15 protein-coding genes are annotated in these 15,188 nt (G+C 73.4%); 9 read left to right on the forward strand and 6 right to left on the reverse strand.

Translation table 11 applies throughout. The annotated features are described in order from the left end of the window. Positions 1 to 67 precede the first annotated feature (67 nt). On the forward strand, positions 68 to 874 hold the full coding sequence (locus ACFY3N_RS30355) for an SGNH/GDSL hydrolase family protein (protein WP_390819981.1): 807 nt from the start codon (positions 68 to 70) through the stop codon (positions 872 to 874). A 3-nt stretch (positions 875 to 877) separates the two neighbouring features. Here the strand turns inward: ACFY3N_RS30355 and ACFY3N_RS30360 are convergent, their stop codons facing one another. Continuing rightward, positions 878 to 1,651, reverse strand: coding sequence for a hypothetical protein (locus ACFY3N_RS30360; RefSeq protein ID WP_390819982.1), 774 nt, complete (start codon positions 1,649 to 1,651; stop codon positions 878 to 880). 365 nt (positions 1,652 to 2,016) lie between these two features. On the opposite strand from ACFY3N_RS30360, the gene ACFY3N_RS30365 reads away from it, so the two are divergent. From ACFY3N_RS30365 to ACFY3N_RS30375, 3 genes are all read left to right on the forward strand, one after another. Then, on the forward strand, positions 2,017 to 2,559 hold the full coding sequence (locus ACFY3N_RS30365; RefSeq protein ID WP_384717154.1) for a sigma-70 family RNA polymerase sigma factor: 543 nt from the start codon (positions 2,017 to 2,019) through the stop codon (positions 2,557 to 2,559). Continuing rightward, a complete protein-coding gene (locus ACFY3N_RS30370; protein WP_390819983.1) occupies positions 2,556 to 3,374 on the forward strand; it encodes an anti-sigma factor domain-containing protein in 819 nt (272 codons plus the stop codon). Before ACFY3N_RS30365 ends, ACFY3N_RS30370 begins: the two co-directional genes overlap by 4 nt. Before the next feature lie 126 nt (positions 3,375 to 3,500). Beyond that, positions 3,501 to 3,776: a hypothetical protein gene (locus ACFY3N_RS30375; RefSeq protein WP_390819984.1), complete on the forward strand. Its 276-nt coding sequence runs from the start codon at positions 3,501 to 3,503 to the stop codon at positions 3,774 to 3,776. A gap of 197 nt (positions 3,777 to 3,973) precedes the next feature. Here ACFY3N_RS30375 and ACFY3N_RS30380 read toward each other — a convergent pair whose 3' ends face one another. Both ACFY3N_RS30380 and ACFY3N_RS30385 read right to left on the reverse strand, forming a co-directional pair. Further along, the gene (locus tag ACFY3N_RS30380; protein WP_390819985.1) at positions 3,974 to 4,756 is read right to left on the reverse strand and encodes an ABC transporter permease; all 783 of its coding nucleotides are present in this window, start codon (positions 4,754 to 4,756) and stop codon (positions 3,974 to 3,976) included. Beyond that, the gene (locus ACFY3N_RS30385; RefSeq protein WP_390819986.1) at positions 4,753 to 5,721 is read right to left on the reverse strand and encodes an ATP-binding cassette domain-containing protein; all 969 of its coding nucleotides are present in this window, start codon (positions 5,719 to 5,721) and stop codon (positions 4,753 to 4,755) included. Before ACFY3N_RS30385 ends, ACFY3N_RS30380 begins: the two co-directional genes overlap by 4 nt. Before the next feature lie 63 nt (positions 5,722 to 5,784). On the opposite strand from ACFY3N_RS30385, the gene ACFY3N_RS30390 reads away from it, so the two are divergent. After that, the gene (locus ACFY3N_RS30390) at positions 5,785 to 6,498 is read left to right on the forward strand and encodes a TetR/AcrR family transcriptional regulator (protein ID WP_390819987.1); all 714 of its coding nucleotides are present in this window, start codon (positions 5,785 to 5,787) and stop codon (positions 6,496 to 6,498) included. A 43-nt stretch (positions 6,499 to 6,541) separates the two neighbouring features. Here ACFY3N_RS30390 and ACFY3N_RS30395 read toward each other — a convergent pair whose 3' ends face one another. From ACFY3N_RS30395 to hmgA, 3 genes are read right to left on the reverse strand one after another with little or no spacing between them, the layout of a single operon-like run. After that, the gene (locus tag ACFY3N_RS30395) at positions 6,542 to 7,726 is read right to left on the reverse strand and encodes a type ISP restriction/modification enzyme (protein WP_390819988.1); all 1,185 of its coding nucleotides are present in this window, start codon (positions 7,724 to 7,726) and stop codon (positions 6,542 to 6,544) included. 24 nt (positions 7,727 to 7,750) lie between these two features. Continuing rightward, positions 7,751 to 8,500, reverse strand: a complete 750-nt coding sequence (locus tag ACFY3N_RS30400; RefSeq protein WP_390819989.1) for a GntR family transcriptional regulator — start codon at positions 8,498 to 8,500, stop codon at positions 7,751 to 7,753. A 27-nt stretch (positions 8,501 to 8,527) separates the two neighbouring features. Further along, entirely contained in the window at positions 8,528 to 9,880 is a 1,353-nt protein-coding gene (gene hmgA, locus ACFY3N_RS30405; RefSeq protein ID WP_390819990.1) for a homogentisate 1,2-dioxygenase, read from the reverse strand. 176 nt (positions 9,881 to 10,056) lie between these two features. Here hmgA and ACFY3N_RS30410 point away from each other — a divergent pair, with 176 nt between their 5' ends. From ACFY3N_RS30410 to ACFY3N_RS30425, 4 genes are all read left to right on the forward strand, one after another. Further along, on the forward strand, positions 10,057 to 10,662 hold the full coding sequence (locus ACFY3N_RS30410) for a hypothetical protein (protein WP_390819991.1): 606 nt from the start codon (positions 10,057 to 10,059) through the stop codon (positions 10,660 to 10,662). Continuing rightward, positions 10,662 to 11,279, forward strand: a complete 618-nt coding sequence (locus ACFY3N_RS30415; protein WP_390820060.1) for a TetR family transcriptional regulator — start codon at positions 10,662 to 10,664, stop codon at positions 11,277 to 11,279. The genes ACFY3N_RS30410 and ACFY3N_RS30415 overlap by 1 nt, the downstream gene beginning before the upstream one ends. A 90-nt stretch (positions 11,280 to 11,369) precedes the next feature. After that, positions 11,370 to 13,634, forward strand: a complete 2,265-nt coding sequence (locus ACFY3N_RS30420; RefSeq protein WP_390819992.1) for a molybdopterin-dependent oxidoreductase — start codon at positions 11,370 to 11,372, stop codon at positions 13,632 to 13,634. 98 nt (positions 13,635 to 13,732) lie between these two features. Continuing rightward, the gene (locus ACFY3N_RS30425; RefSeq protein ID WP_390819993.1) at positions 13,733 to 15,178 is read left to right on the forward strand and encodes a CitMHS family transporter; all 1,446 of its coding nucleotides are present in this window, start codon (positions 13,733 to 13,735) and stop codon (positions 15,176 to 15,178) included. Positions 15,179 to 15,188: the final 10 nt, after the last annotated feature.

Consider the following 15,188-nt stretch of genomic DNA (forward strand, 5'->3'; position numbering starts at 1 on the left):
ACACTTCCTATCAACACGCGTAGTTGGTACGACTGTTGCGGCAGAGATCCTGCTAAAGGGAGGTTCCATGAGACGTTCCCGACTTGTTGTCTTCCTCGGCTCACTCCTCCTCGCCGTCACCACCGCCCTGACCGGGGCCGCGACGGCGCAGGCGTCCCAACAGGCCGCCGCGGGCGGCTATGTGGCGCTCGGCGACTCCTACGCCTCCGGCGTCGGAGCCGGCAGCTACATCTCCTCCAGCGGCGACTGCAAGCGCAGCACGAAGGCCCACCCCTACCTCTGGGCGGCCGCCAACTCACCCTCGTCCTTCGACTTCACCGCCTGCTCGGGCGCTCGTACGGGTGATGTCCTCTCCGGGCAGCTCGGTCCGCTCTCCACCTCGACCGGTCTGGTCTCGATCAGCATCGGCGGCAACGACGCCGGTTTCGCCGACGTCATGACGACCTGTGTGCTCCAGTCCGACAGCACCTGCCTCTCGCGGATCGCCACCGCGAGGGCGTACGTCGACTCGACGCTGCCCGGCAGGCTCGACAGCGTCTACACGGCGATCCGCGACCGGGCCCCGAACGCCCGTGTCGTGGTGCTCGGCTACCCCCGCTTCTACCAGCTCGGCACCTCCTGCGTCGGTCTCTCCGAGACCAAGCGGAAGGCGATCAACGAGGCCTCCGACTACCTCGCCGGCGCCATCGCCCGGCGCGCCGGCGCGCACGGCTTCGCCTTCGGCGACGTACGCACCACCTTCACCGGCCACGAGATCTGCTCCGGCAGCTCCTGGCTGCACAGCGTGGACTGGCTCAACATCGGCAACTCGTACCACCCGACGGCCGCCGGGCAGTCCGGGGGCTATCTGCCGGTGCTCGACGCCGCGGCCTGACCGTCAGTACCCGTCGTCCGAACCGGAAGGAGAAGCGGAGACCCCGTCCGCCGGGGTCTCCGGCTCGCACGTCACCGAAAACGGCACCGTCTCGGAGGCCGTCCGCACCGGATCCCGGACCTCCACACCGATCCCGCTCCGATGCGTTCCGGTCTCCGCGTACGTCGTCACGGTCACCGTGTCGTGCTTCGTGCGTCCGACCCCCTCGGGGAACGACAGCTTCCGCCGGCCCGGATCGTCCACCGAGCCGTCCTCGGCCACCCAGCGGTAGGAGACCTCGGCCGGCAGCCGCCCCACCGTGAACGTCGCCGTGAACGCGGGCGCCCGCTCACGCGCCGGCGGACAGCTTCCGGCGTACTCCGTGCGTGCGCCGGTCACCGTCACCGACACCGTCTGCGGCGGAGGAGCGGACCTCTCCTCCTCCTCGCTTTCGCTCGCGGTGGGGGACGGCGTCGGACCGTCCGTCCTCGGCGTCCCCCCGTCGTCCTCGTCGTCACCGGCCCGCGCGGGCGAACTCACCGGATCCCCGGTGCCCTTGGCGTAGGGAGCACCGTCCCCGCGGTCCAGCGGCGCGTACGTCAGCCCGGCCGGCGCCAGGGCCAGGACGACCACACCCGCCACCAGGACGACCGCGGTACGCCGGTCGCGTCCGGATCGGGTGACCGTGGTGGCCGCCGGCGCTCCCGCGTCCGGCGCCGGGGGAGTGGGGGAGGGCGTCCCCGGGTGCGGGTGCGGGTGCGGCTGTGACGGCGTGGCCGCCGTCGGGGGGTACGGCACCGGACGCGCCGTGTCCGCGCGGGGAGCGCCCCCCCCGCCCCGATCAGCCGCAGGTCCCGCAGCGCCCGCTCCGCCGGCGGTTGTTCAGCCGGATCCTTCCGCGACAGCCCCTCGACGACCGGGGCGAGCGGCCCGGCCCGGCGCGCTTGACGCAACGGCACTCGGAACGCGCGGCGGGCCGGATTGGTCGAGTTCCGCGACTCGTCCGGGCCTTCTTCCCCCGCGCCGGTCCGCCCCCCCGGCGTTTCTCGCTGCCGACCCGCGTTTTCGCTCCGCTGATCCGTACTTACCGTCCGGAGGCCCGCTCGCCGCGCGGGCCTCGGGTGACCGGGCGGCCCGCCGGGGCCGGAGAGGGGGGGTGCGCGTTGGAGGCGGACGAGCTGCTGGTGCTGGTGGCCGGAGGGGACCAGAAGGCGTTCGAGGACCTGTACGGGCTGGTCTCCGGGCCGGTGTACGGGCTGGTGCGGCGCGTGGTGCGCGATCCCGCCCAGTCCGAGGAGGTGGCCCAGGAGGTACTGCTGGAGCTCTGGCGCTCCGCCGCGCGGTTCGACCCCGGCCGGGGCAGCGCGCTGTCCTGGGTCCTCACCCTCGCCCACCGCCGCGCCGTCGACCGGGTGCGCAGCGCCCGCGCGGCCGGCGAACGCGAGCAGCGCGAGGCCCGGCGCGGTCACGGCCCCGCCTTCGACCAGGTCGCCGAGGAGGTGGAGGCCGGACTCGAACGCGAGTGGGTGCGCCGCTGCCTGGACCGGCTCACCGCGCTCCAGAGACAGTCGGTCACCCTCGCCTACTACGACGGCTACACCTACCGGGAGGTGGCCGAGCGGCTGTCGCTCCCGCTGGGCACGGTCAAGACCCGTATGCGCGACGGACTGACCCGCCTGCGCGACTGCCTGGGAGGCGCGGCATGAGCCTGTTCGACCGACTGCCGCGCCGCGGGGACCCGCACTCGCTCGCCGCCCCCTACGCCCTCGACGCCCTGGAACCCGCCGAACGCGTCCGTTTCGAGAGGCACCTGACGTCCTGCGCCCGCTGCGCCGCCGAGGTGCGGGCCCTCGCCGAGGACGCCGTCCGCCTCGCCTGGTCCACGGCCGCCCCCGCGCCCGCCGCGCTGCGGGACCGGGTCCTGGCCGCCGTACGGACCACCCCGCAGGAGCCCGCGCCCCGGGGGCCGGCACGCGCGCGTGCGCCGCAGCTCCCGCCGCACGTCTGGGGCACCGCGCCCCCGCCGCGTCCACGCGAGCGGCGCCGCACGCCGCTGTTCGTGCCGTTCGCGACGGCCACCGCCGCCGCGGCGCTCGTCGTCGCCGCGCTCTTCGCCGTCCAGGCGGGCCGGACCCAGGACCGGCTGGACGCCGAGCGCGACCGGTCACGTGAGATCGCCCACGTTCTCGCCGCCCCGGACGCCCGCGCGAGCAGCGGCCGGGACGCACGGGGCCGCACGATCGGAGTGGTCGCCTCCGTATGGGCCCGCGGCGCGGTCGTCACCCTCGGCGGATACGGGGACCCTCCGAACGGACGTGTGCGCCAGCTCTGGCTCATGGGCCCGGACGCACGACCGCGTTCCCTGGGGCTGTTCGAGGGCGGCACGCCCTTGATCGCCTCCGGCCTCGACACCGCCGCGACGTCACTCGCCGTGACCGTCGAACCCGCTGGCGGGTCGCCGCGGCCCACTTCACGGCCCGTCGTCCAACTCGCCCTGAAAACGGTCGGATTCGGAGAGTAATCGTCGAGTGTTCGTCAATCCCCTTATGGGGAAGGTGAATCCTGTGACCTCGATACGCGCGTGCCCGGGTGGGGCGATAGGGTTACCCTGCCCGGGCCGGGTGGACTCGTACGGGTGGGGAGTGACATGGAACAGATAACAGTGCGCAGCAGGGCCAGGGTCCCTGCGATCACCTGCGGTGGCAGCGCGACCAGCTCGCGCCTCGACCGCCATCTCTCGGTCCTCGGAGGACCCGCGGTCCCGCAGCGGGAGACGGCCGAGGCGACGTCGCTGATGCGTGAGCTCATCGCGCGCGACACCGCGCACGACCGCGGCGCCAGGAGCGCGCGGGCCCGGGCGAGCCGCGTCTCGCTCTTCGCCCCGCTGCGCCGGCTGCGTCGCTCCCTGTTCGGCAGCCGGTAGCGCCAGCGCCCGGACGGCCCACCACCGTCCCGGCGCAGCGCCCCGCCCCGCCCGTCGTCCCCGCGGCACCGGCGGCGTCCGGCGCTCGGTCCGACACCGGCACTTCCCCAGGCCGGCGCCCCCGTTCCCACCCGGCAGTGCTCCGGGGGCACACCGGCCGGCTTCTCCCTGGCAGGAACCTGACACGCCGTGGGGCCTCACTCCCTCCCGCGCCCGTACTGCCGTACCGCCAGGGGCACGAACACCACGAGCAGCACCACACACCAGCCCAGTGACCCCGCCACGGGATGCGCCACCGGCCAGGCCGCCCCCTCGGGCACGGGCGCGTTGCCGAACAGGTCGCGCAGCGCCGTCGCCACCGCGCTGATCGGATTCCACTCCGCGACCGTGCGCAGCCCGTCCGGCAGCCCCGCCGTCGGGATGTACGCGCTGGACAGCAGCGGCAGCAGGAAGGTCGCCCCGCCCAGCTGACCGGCCGCCTCCTCGTTCCGGGTGAGCAGACCGAGGTGGATCCCGATCCACACGCAGGCGAACCGGAACAGCAGCAACAGGGCGACGGCGCCCACGGCTCCGGACACGCCGCCCTCCACCCGCCAGCCCACCGCGAGCCCCACCAGCAGGAACGGCACCGTCCCGGCCGCCGTCACCAGCACGTCCGCCACCGCCTGGCCCACCGGCACGGCCGCCCGGCTCACCGGCAGCGTGCGGAACCGGTCCGTCACCCCCCGGTGGACGTCCTGCGCCGACTGGAACATGCCGGTCATGACGCCACCCGCCGCGGTCGCCACCAGCAGCCCCGGCACCAGGAAGGACCGGTACTCCGTGCCCGGCACGGCGAGCGCGCTGCCGAAGACGTAGCCGAAGAACAGCAGCATGCTGATGGGCATCGTCTGGGTGAGCACCAGCAGCCCCGGGTTGTTCCGCATCCGCCGCAGCTGCCGGCCGAGCATCGCGGTGCCCTCGTACGCCAACGTGCTCATGCGGCACGCTCCTTGTCGTCGGAGGGGTGGAGGTCCTGCCCGTCGGTCAGCCGCAGGAACACGTCGTCGAGGGTCGGTGGTCTGAGGCTCGCGTCGAGCAGCGGCACGCCCGCCGCGTCCAGCGTGCGCACCAGGTGCGGGAGCGTGAGGGTCGGGTCCCTGGTGACCGCGCCGACGGCGTTGCGCTCCCGGTCGAGGGAGGGCTGTGCGCCCGTCAGCCGGTCGAGCACCCCGGCCGCCGCCGCCAGCGCCTCCGCGTCCGCCACCACCACCTCGGCGTGCGTGCCGACCAGCGCCTTGAGCTCGGCCGGCGAGCCGGTGTGCGCGACCCGGCCCCGGTCCACCAGGGCGATGTCGTCGGCGAGCCGGTCGGCCTCCTCCAGGTACTGGGTGGTGAGCAGTACGGTGGTGCCCTCGCCGGTCAGCTCGCGCACCACGTCCCGGATCAGATTGCGGCCGGCCGGGTCGAGCCCGGTCGTCGGCTCGTCCAGGAACAGCACCTCGGGGCGGCGGATCAGGCTCGCCGCCAGGTCCAGCCGCCGCCGCATACCGCCCGACCAGGCGGACGCCGGCCGGTCGGCCGCCTCCGTCAGCCCGAAGCGGTCCAGCAGCCCGGCGGCCCGCGCGGCCGCCCCGCCCACCCGGTGCAGCCGGGCGAACAGCAGCAGGTTCTCGCGGCCCGTGAGGTCCCCGTCGACCGAGGTGTCCTGGCCCGTGACGCCGATCCTGCGCCGTACGGCGGCGGCCTCCCGCACGAGGTCGTGGCCCGCGATCCGCGCGGAGCCCGCGTCGGGCCGCAGCAGCGTGGTCAGCAGCCGGACGGCCGTCGTCTTGCCCGCCCCGTTGGGCCCGAGCACCCCGCACACCGTGCCCGCGGCCACCGCCAGATCCAGCCCGCGCAGGGCACGCACCTCCCCGAAGCGCTTCTCCAGACCCTCACTAAGTACAGCGTACGTAGTAGTCATGGGGTGACCATAGCGCACTACGTACGGTGTACGTAACTAAGATGGTGGAAGAGGTGATGACCGATGGCGGGCCGAGCGGCCGAACCCCAAGTGATCTGGGCGCGCCCCGAGCGCACCGGCCGTGGACCGCGACCGGCGTACACGCGCGCCGACATCGCGGCGGCGGCGGTGCGGATCGCGGACGCCGAGGGCCTGGACGCGGTCTCCATGCGCCGCGTCGCCGCCGAACTGGGCTGCGGCACCATGTCGCTGTACAACTACGTCCCCCGCAAGGAGGACCTGTACGAGCTGATGGTGGACGCGGTCGCCGGCGAGCACGAACTGTGGGAGCCCAGCGGCGACTGGCGCGCCGACATGCTCAAGGTGGCCCACCGAACCCGCGCGCTGATGCACCGCCACCCGTGGCTGCCGCGGCTGATGTCACCGGTTTACGGCTTCAGCCCCAACTCCCTGCGCTACCTCGAACACTGCCTGGTCTGCCTGGACCCGCTCCCCGGGCCCTACGGCACCAAGCTGGAGCTGATCGCGATGCTGAACGGCATCGTGACGACGTACGTCACCAACGAGCTGGCCACCGCCGAGCGCACCCGCTCGCTGCCCTGGTCGCAGGAGCAGGAGAACGCGATCCGGATCGCCTATCTGGGCGGCCGGATCGCGACCGGAGAGTACCCGCGGATGGCGGCGGCCTTCGCGGAGGACACCGGGCCGATCGATCTGGAGGCGGTGTTCGAGCGGGCGCTCGGCCGGATGCTGGACGGCTTCGAGCCCCGCGGCTGACCCTCCGGCCTGCGGATCCCCCGGCCCTCCGGCCCCTTGACCCTCAGATCAGCGCGAGCTGGCCCTCCGGCCCCTCCTCGCGGGCGTCCAGCACCGAGGCGGGGCGGCGTGCGGAGGGCGGCACCGGGAGCACGCCCGCCGCGCGCAGCTCGGCCGGCGTGACCGGGTCGGGGAGGGCCGGGGCCGTCAGCGCCCCCCGCTGCGGGCCCAGTTCGGCCAGCAGGGCGAGGACCGTGATCAGTTCCAGCAGCTCCGAGGTCCAGGCCTGGGGCCAGGCCGCCGGGCCGATCGCGGCCAGCGCGCCCGGCTCGGCCGGCTCCGTGCGGGCCGCGAACCACCGCTCCAGCACCCGCACGCCGCCGGCCTCGAAGTCCCAGGCCCCGGGCGGCACCGGGGAGATGCGGCCCTCGCCGAGCAACAGGGCCTCCTTGTCCCGGTCGTAGTCCACGGTCACCGGCCGGGAGGGCAGCGGGGCGCGGACGTACGGGCGGCGCCCGCCGGGAAGTCTGGGCCGCTCCCCGTCGCGCCGTGACAGCCACAGCACCCGGCGGCCCACCTCGACGCCCCGCGCCCACACGCCGGCGTCCCCGGTGAGCGGCACCGCGAGCCCGGCGGGCGTGGGGCGCGCCGTCGCCATCGCCCAGGCGAGGACGTCCACCGGCGGGGTGTCCCGGCCGAGCCTGGCGGCGAGGTGTTCCGCCAGGCCCGGGGCCAGGTTGGGTTCGGCGGCGCCGGGCCGGCGGTACAGCGGGCGGACGCGGCCGGTGCGGAGCAGCGGCAGCAGGGAGGTGGCCAGCAGGGGCGGACCGGTGAGGTCCCGGGCCGTGCCCGCCTCCACGACGAAGATCTGCCGTTCGTCCGCCACCCGCCACAGCTCCGGCCGGGCCGCGTCGATCAGCCGCTGGTCGGGGATCAGCCACTGCTCGTCGAACGGGGCGTACAGGACCCGTACCGGCTCGGGGCACGGGCCGGAGGCGCGGGCCAGCTTCTCCGTGCCGCCGCTCCGGCCCGGCAGTTGACCGACCGCCGTGTGCGGTGTCCGGGAACGCGTCGGCCGGAACAGCGCCTCGCGGTCCGGCCCCCCGGCCCTCATCAGGGCGTCCCAACGGGCCTTCAGGGACGCCGCGTCGGGGGCCGCCGGCCACCCCCGGCCGAGCCGCGGCGGTGCGACGGACCACGGCATGAGGTCCGCCAGCAGCGGAGCGTCGTCGTGCGTCACGCACGGCATCGTACGGCCTGCAAAGGCGGCGGATCAGGTGGCGTCCAGGGTCACCGTGAAGGAGAAGCGGTCGCCCCGGTAGTGGATGACGGCCACGTCCAGGGGCCGACCGCCGGTGTCGTAGGTGACTCCCGTGTAGTGCAGGATCGGGCTGAGCAGCGGGACCCGGAGCAGCCGTGCCGTCTCCGGGTCCGCGAGCCGCGCCTCCACCGTGTCCGTGATCCGGCTGATGTCCGCCCCGACGACGTCCCGCAGCACCTTGGTCATCGGCCACCGCACCAGGTCGTCCGGGTCGATCCGGGCGGCCAGTTCGGGACGGACCCAGTTGCGGGCGTGGTTGGTCGGCTCGCCCGTCCTCTCGTCGCCGCGCAGCCGGTGGTACGCCGCCGCCTCGGACAGGTCCGGGAAGTACTCGGCGATCTCCGCCGGCACCGGCGCCGGACCGTGCTCCAGCAGTTCGGTCGTCATGCCGGACTGCTGGGCCACGATCGCGTCCACCGAGCCCAGCAGCCGCACCGGGGCGCCCCGCCGGACGTCGGGCTCGATGAACGTGCCGCGCCGGCGGTGGCGGGTGATCAGCCCCTCGTCCTCCAGCTCCTTCAGCGCCTGCCGCATGGTCAGCACGCTCACCCCGTAGTGCCCGGCCAGCTGTTCCTCGGTGGGCAGACGCAGGGGGTCCTGGGGCGAGCGGCCGAGGATCGAGGCGCGCAGCGACTGCGACACCTGGTACCAGAGCGGCAACTTGCGGTTCAGGACGATCGAATCCGGAGCGAAGGAGGTCACGGGCTATCCGTACCGGTCGGAGAACCTTCAGTGCAACGGCCGGAAGTGACGCTCGAGCCCCCGCCACACATGGTCGTAGTCCTGCTGCAGGTGCTCCGCCCGCGCCGCCTGGGGGGTCAGCGACACCGGCCAGCGGGTCTCGAACATGAAGGCCAGACCGTCGTCGATCTTCTGCGGGCGCAGCTCCGCGGCGCTCGCCCTCTCGAACGTCTCCCGGTCGGGGCCGTGCGCCGACATCATGTTGTGCAGCGAACCCCCGCCCGGCACGAAGCCCTCCGCCTTCGCGTCGTACGCGCCCTCGATCAGCCCCATGTACTCGCTCATCACGTTCCGGTGGAAGTACGGGGGCCGGAAGGTGTCCTCGCCCACCAGCCAGCGGGGCGCGAAGACCACGAAGTCCACCCCGGCCAGACCCGGGGTGTCGCTCGGAGACGTCAGCACCGTGAAGATCGACGGGTCCGGATGGTCGTACGAGATGGTGCCCATCACATTGAAGCGGCGCAGATCGTAGGCGTAGGGCACATGATTGCCGTGCCAGGCGACGACATCCAGCGGGGAGTGGTCGTAGGTGGCCGACCACAGGTTGCCGCAGAACTTGTTCACCACCTCCACCGGCCCCTCGACGTCCTCGTACGCGGCGACGGGTGCCCGGAAGTCCCGGGCGTTGGCCAGCCCGTTGGCACCGATCGGACCGAGGTCGGGGAGCCGGAACGCCGCCCCGTAGTTCTCGCACACATAACCGCGGGCGGAGTCCTCCAGGAGGTCCACACGGAACCGCACCCCACGAGGGATCAACGCGATGTGTCCCGGCTCCACATGCAGCAGTCCGAACTCTGTGCGCAGCAGCAGCCCGCCGCGCTCGGGGACGATCAGCAGCTCACCGTCGGCGTCGCTGAAGACGCGGTCCATCGAGGCGGTGGCGTGGTACAGGTGCACGGCCATGCCGGTGCGCTGGGTGACGTCGCCGTTGCCGCCCAGGGTCCACAGTCCGGCCAGGAAGTCGGTGCCTCCGGCGGGCTCCGGCAGCGGGTTCCAGCGCAGCCGGTTGGGGTCGGGCACGGTCTGGGTGAAGGGCGCGGTGCGCAGCGATCCGTTGCCCGTGCGGGTGAACGCCGGGTGGGCGGCCGACGGACGGATCCGGTACAGCCAGGAGCGGCGGTTCTCCGCGCGGGGCTCGGTGAACGCCGTACCGCTCAGCTGCTCCGCGTACAGCCCGAGCGGTGCGCGCTGCGGCGCGTTGCGGCCCTCGGGCAGGGCGCCCGGGACCGCCTCGGAGCTGTGCTCGTTGCCGAAACCGGAGAGGTGCTCCAGCCCTTCGGCGATTTTGCGCGCTCCCCCACGCTCGAACGTGCTCGCGCGGGTGGTGCCCCCATCGCTCATCCCGGTGCTCCCTTGCGATCGGATTCCTATGCGACACCGTAGGATTGCGATTTCCGCGGCGCAAGGGGGACGCGCGGCCTTTGTCCCCCCTCGCGCCCTCCTCCTCTCGACGGAGGACCCGGAACCCGACTTCAGGTGGATCCGCGCGCTCGTACCGGTGTTCTACGCTCCCGGGCATGTCGTGGACGCGGAGCCTGATCACCGCGCTCGCGGTCTGTGTCGCACTCCTGGCCGGATCCGCGGGCTGCGGCCCGAGCGATGCCCGGGGGCGGGACGGGAAGCCGTCCTCGCCGGCCGGTGAACTCCTGGACGAGCGGGACGCGGAGGGCCGCCCCTACCGCGAGGTGGACGAGGAGGACGCGCCCGCCGTCGGCGTCGAGGTCACCCCCGACGCCGACGGCGGCTGGGACGTACGGCTGTCCGTGCGCAACTTCCGCTTCTCGCCGGACGGCACCGGCGGGCGCGCGGTCGCCGGACGCGGACTGGCCCACCTGGAACTGAACGGCCGCCGCGTCGCCCTGCTGCGCACCCCCGAGTACCACCTCCCCGGCCACGCCGTCCCGCGCGGCACGCACCACGTCACCGCCCGCCTGTACGCCGACGACGGCTCGGTGTGGGCCGTGGACGGGGAGCCCGTGGAGAGCACGGCCGACATCACCGTGTCGGACCGGGAGCCGTCCTCCGGCGCGAGCGCCACGGCGCCCCCGGAACGGGCGCGCGGAACGGACCGGCGGGACCGCGGCGGAGGGCTGGGTTCACCGGGCGGGGGCGAGCAGGCATGATGAGGCCCGTGCCCCACGCGACATCGCTCCGCCGAGCGCCGGTGCAGCGGCGCAGCGCCGAACGGCTGACCAGGATCCTCGACGCCTGCGCCGAACTCCTCGACGAGGCCGGCTACGACGACCTCAGCACCCGTGCCGTCGCCCAGCGCGCCGGCGTGCCCATCGGCTCCGTCTACCGCTTCTTCGGCAACAAGCGCCAGATGGCCGACGCGCTGGCCCGGCGCAACCTGGAGCGCTTCACGGAACGGGTCACCGAACGCCTGGAGGTCACCGGCGACCGGGGCTGGCGGCACGCCATGGACGTCGTGCTCGACGAGTACCTCGACATGAAGCGCACCGCCCCCGGCTTCTCCCTCGTCGACTTCGGCAACCAGATACCCGTCGGCACCCGCCGCGCCGAACCCAACCACCGCGTCGCCGACCGCCTCACCGGCCTGCTCTCCGGCTACCTCGGCCGCGAGGCCGACGACGACCTGCGCCGCTCCTTCCTCATCGCCGTGGAGACCGCCGACGCCCTCGTCCACCTGGCGTTCCGGATGGCGCCCGAGGGGGACGAGAAGGTCATCGGCGAGCTGCGGGGGATGCTGCGGGCCTACTTGGCCCGGACGCTGGACTGAACCGCCCCGCGACCCCTCCCCTCCGTGCATACCGGTCGGTATGCTCGGCCCGTCCGCGCGTCACCGCAGCCGCCGCACCCGGGAGGTCCCGTGTCCCGCACCGCCCTTCGTATCTGTCCCCTGTGCGAGGCCACCTGCGGCCTGACGCTCACCCTCGACGACGGCCGGGTCACCGGTGCCCGCGGTGACCGGGACGACGTCTTCAGCAAGGGCTTCATCTGCCCCAAGGGCGCCGCCTTCGGGGCCGTCGACTCCGACCCCGACCGGCTGCGCGCCCCGCTCGTCCGCGTCGACGGGGAGCTGCGCGAGGCCACTTGGGCGGAGGCGTTCGACGCCGTGGCCGCCGGGATACGGCCCGTCGTCGAGCGGCACGGACCGCACGCCGTCGGCCTCGTCCTGGGCAACCCCAACGTGCACACCGTGGCCGGCGCCCTCTACCCGCCCGTACTGATCGCCGGGCTCGGCACCCGGAGCCTGTTCACCGCGTCCACGGTCGACCAGATGCCCAAGCACGTCTCCAGCGGACTGCTCTTCGGCGACGCGAACGCCATTCCCGTACCCGACCTCGACCGCACCGACCACCTGCTGCTGATCGGCGCCAACCCCCTGGAGTCCAACGGCAGTCTGTGCACCGCACCCGACTTCCCCGGCCGGCTCAGGGCGCTCAGGGCCCGCGGCGGCACCCTCACCGTCATCGATCCGCGGCGCACCCGCACCGCCCGCCTCGCCGACCGGCACCTCGCCGTCCGCCCCGGCACCGACGCACTGCTGCTCGCGGCGGTGGCGCACACCCTGTTCGACGAGGGCCTCGTCGACCTGGGGGAGCGGGCGCCGCACGTCCAGGGCCTGGACGACCTCGCCGCGGCGCTGCGCGACTTCACCCCCGAGGCCGTGGCCCCCGCCTGCGACGTCGACGCCGCCACCCTCCGCACCCTCGCCCGGGAACTCGCCGCCGCCCCCACCGCCGCCGTCTACGGACGCATCGGCAGCTGCACCGTCCCGCACGGCACCCTCGCCAGCTGGCTCGTCGACGTCCTCAACATCCTCACCGGCAACCTCGACCGGCCCGGCGGCGCCCTCTTCCCGCAGGCCGCCACCGACAGGACCCCGCGCCCCGCCGGACCCGGCCGCGGCTTCGCCCTCGGACGCTGGCACTCCCGGGTGAGCCGGCACCCCGAGGCCAAGGGCGAACTGCCGCTGTCCGCCCTCGCCGAGGAGATCGACACCCCCACCGACGAGGGCGAGCCGATCCGTGCCCTCATCGCCGTCGCCGCCAACCCGGTGCTCTCCGCCCCGGACGGCGACCGGCTCGACAAGGCGCTCGGCTCGCTCGGCTTCATGGTGAGCGTCGACCCCTACCTCAACGAGACCTCCCGGCACGCCGACGTCGTCCTGCCACCGCCCCCGCCCGCGCAGAGCCCGCACCACGACTTCGCCTTCAACACCCTCGCCGTGCGCAACCAGGTCCGCTACACCCGGCCCGCCGTCCCTCTGGAGCCCGGCCGCATGGCCGAGACCGAGATCCTCGCCCGGCTCGTCCTCGCCGCGACCGGCGCCCACGGCGCCGACCCCGGCACCGTCGACGCCATGGTGATCGGCCAGACCCTCGGCAAGGCGGTCCGGGAGCCGCACTCCCCGGTCCACGGCCGTGACCCGGAGGAGCTCGCCGGCCTGCTCACCGGCGACGACGGCCCCGAACGGCGCCTCGACATGATGCTGCGCCTCGGCCCGTACGGCGACGGCTTCGGCGCCGACCCGGACGGACTCACCCTGGAGAAACTGCTCGCCCACCCGCACGGCATCGACCTCGGCCCGCTGCGCCCGAGGCTGCCCCAGCCGCTGAAGACCCGCAGCGGCAAGGTGGAGCTGCTGCCGGAGCCGATCGCCGCCGACCTCCCGCGCCTGCGCGCCGCCCTGGACGAACGCCCCGCCGGACTCGTCCTCGTCGGCCGCCGCCACCTGCGCTCCAACAACAGCTGGATGCACAACGTGCCCGCCCTCACCGGCGGCTCCAACCGCTGCACCCTGCACCTCCATCCCGAGGACGCCGAACGCCTCGGGGTACGGGACGGACAGCCGGTGCGGATCAAGGGCGCCGGGGGAGCGGTGACCGCCCCCGCCGAGGTCACCGACGACGTGCGCCCGGGGGTCGTGAGCCTGCCGCACGGCTGGGGCCACGACCGGCCCGGCACCCGTACGCGGCACGCCGCCGCCGATCCCGGCGTCAACGTCAACCAGCTCCTCGACGGCGGCCTCCTCGACCCGCTGTCGGGCAACGCCGTCCTCAACGGCGTCCCCGTCGAGGTGGCCCCGCTGAGCGCCGCCGTGACCAAAACGTTCGGCGCTCTGACCTGAGCAAAGCTGTGACCTGGGGTTTTGCGCTTATTGCTCGCACGTCAACGTCTTGTTAACGCGGCTTTACGGCACCTAACGTCGTCGCACCGCCGGCCCTGGTGGGATGTTCAAGGGCGAACGTTAGGTATCCACTCATGCTGACCATCCTCGGCTTCGCCATGATCGCGACCTTCCTGGTCCTGATCATGCTGAAGAAGATGTCGCCGATCGCGGCGCTCGTGCTGATCCCCGCGCTGTTCTGTGTGGTCGTCGGCAAGGGCGCCCACCTCGGTGACTACGTCATCGACGGCGTGTCCAGCCTCGCGCCCACCGCGGCGATGCTCATGTTCGCGATCGTCTACTTCGGTGTGATGATCGACGTCGGACTCTTCGACCCGATCGTCCGCGGCATCCTCCGGTTCTGCAAGGCGGACCCGATGCGGATCGTCGTCGGTACCGCGCTGCTCGCCGCGATCGTGTCGCTGGACGGCGACGGCTCCACCACCTTCATGATCACCGTCTCGGCGATGTACCCGCTGTACAAGCGCCTGAAGATGAGCCTGGTCGTGATGACCGGTGTCGCCGCCATGGCCAACGGCGTGATGAACACCCTCCCCTGGGGCGGCCCGACGGCCCGCGCGGCGACCGCGCTCAAGCTCGACGCCAGCGACATCTTCGTCCCGATGATCCCCGCCCTGCTGGTCGGCCTGCTGGGCGTCGTCGTCCTCGCGTACGTGCTCGGTCTGCGCGAGCGCAGGCGGCTGGGCGTGCTGACGCTGGACGAGGCGCTGGTGAAGGAGGAGGCCGAGGAGACGGAGACCGTGCTGGTCGGCGCGGGTTCCGCCGGCGGTCCCGGCAAGGGCGCCCGGCCGGCCGGCGGTTCCGGCGCCGGTACGGACGCCGCCGCGGAGGAGGACGACGACTTCCAGGGCCTCGACCCGAACCGCCCCACCCTGCGGCCGAAGCTCTACTGGTTCAACGCGCTGCTCACGGTCGCGCTGCTCACCGCCATGATCATGGAGCTGCTGCCGATCCCGGTGCTGTTCCTGCTCGGCGCCGCCCTCGCGCTCTCCGTCAACTTCCCGCACATCCCCGACCAGAAGGCCCGTCTCGCGGCCCACGCCGACAACGTCCTCAACGTCTCCGGCATGGTCTTCGCCGCCGCCGTCTTCACCGGCGTCCTCCAGGGCACCGGCATGGTCGACCACATGGCCAAGTGGCTGGTGGACATCATCCCCGACGGCATGGGCCCGCACATGGCGCTGGTCACCGGCCTGCTGAGCCTGCCCCTGACGTACTTCATGTCCAACGACGGCTTCTACTTCGGTGTCCTGCCCGTCCTCGCCGAGGCCGGCGCCGCGCACGGCGTCTCCCCGCTGGAGATGGCCCGCGCCTCCCTCGTCGGCCAGCCGCTGCACATGTCCAGCCCGCTCGTCCCCGCGGTGTACGTCCTGGTCGGCATGGCCCGGGTCGAGTTCGGCGACCACACCCGCTTCGTGGTGAAGTGGGCTGCCATGATCTGCCTGGTGATTCTCGCGGCCGGGATCCTGTTCGGCATCATCTGACCGTCCCGGC

The sequence above is a fragment of the Streptomyces sp. NPDC000348 genome, from assembly GCF_042898795.1.
Lineage (GTDB): Bacteria > Actinomycetota > Actinomycetes > Streptomycetales > Streptomycetaceae > Streptomyces.

Coding starts and splice junctions, on each gene's coding strand:
- hmgA (WP_390819990.1), bottom strand. CDS start 9,880: ATGAGCGATGGGGGCACCACCCGCGCGAGCACGTTCGAGCGTGGGGGA.
- ACFY3N_RS30410 (WP_390819991.1), top strand. CDS start 10,057: ATGTCGTGGACGCGGAGCCTGATCACCGCGCTCGCGGTCTGTGTCGCA.
- ACFY3N_RS30380 (WP_390819985.1), bottom strand. CDS start 4,756: ATGAGCACGTTGGCGTACGAGGGCACCGCGATGCTCGGCCGGCAGCTG.
- ACFY3N_RS30355 (WP_390819981.1), top strand. CDS start 68: ATGAGACGTTCCCGACTTGTTGTCTTCCTCGGCTCACTCCTCCTCGCC.
- ACFY3N_RS30415 (WP_390820060.1), top strand. CDS start 10,662: ATGAGGCCCGTGCCCCACGCGACATCGCTCCGCCGAGCGCCGGTGCAG.
- ACFY3N_RS30395 (WP_390819988.1), bottom strand. CDS start 7,726: ATGCCGTGCGTGACGCACGACGACGCTCCGCTGCTGGCGGACCTCATG.
- ACFY3N_RS30370 (WP_390819983.1), top strand. CDS start 2,556: ATGAGCCTGTTCGACCGACTGCCGCGCCGCGGGGACCCGCACTCGCTC.
- ACFY3N_RS30375 (WP_390819984.1), top strand. CDS start 3,501: ATGGAACAGATAACAGTGCGCAGCAGGGCCAGGGTCCCTGCGATCACC.
- ACFY3N_RS30390 (WP_390819987.1), top strand. CDS start 5,785: ATGGCGGGCCGAGCGGCCGAACCCCAAGTGATCTGGGCGCGCCCCGAG.
- ACFY3N_RS30385 (WP_390819986.1), bottom strand. CDS start 5,721: ATGACTACTACGTACGCTGTACTTAGTGAGGGTCTGGAGAAGCGCTTC.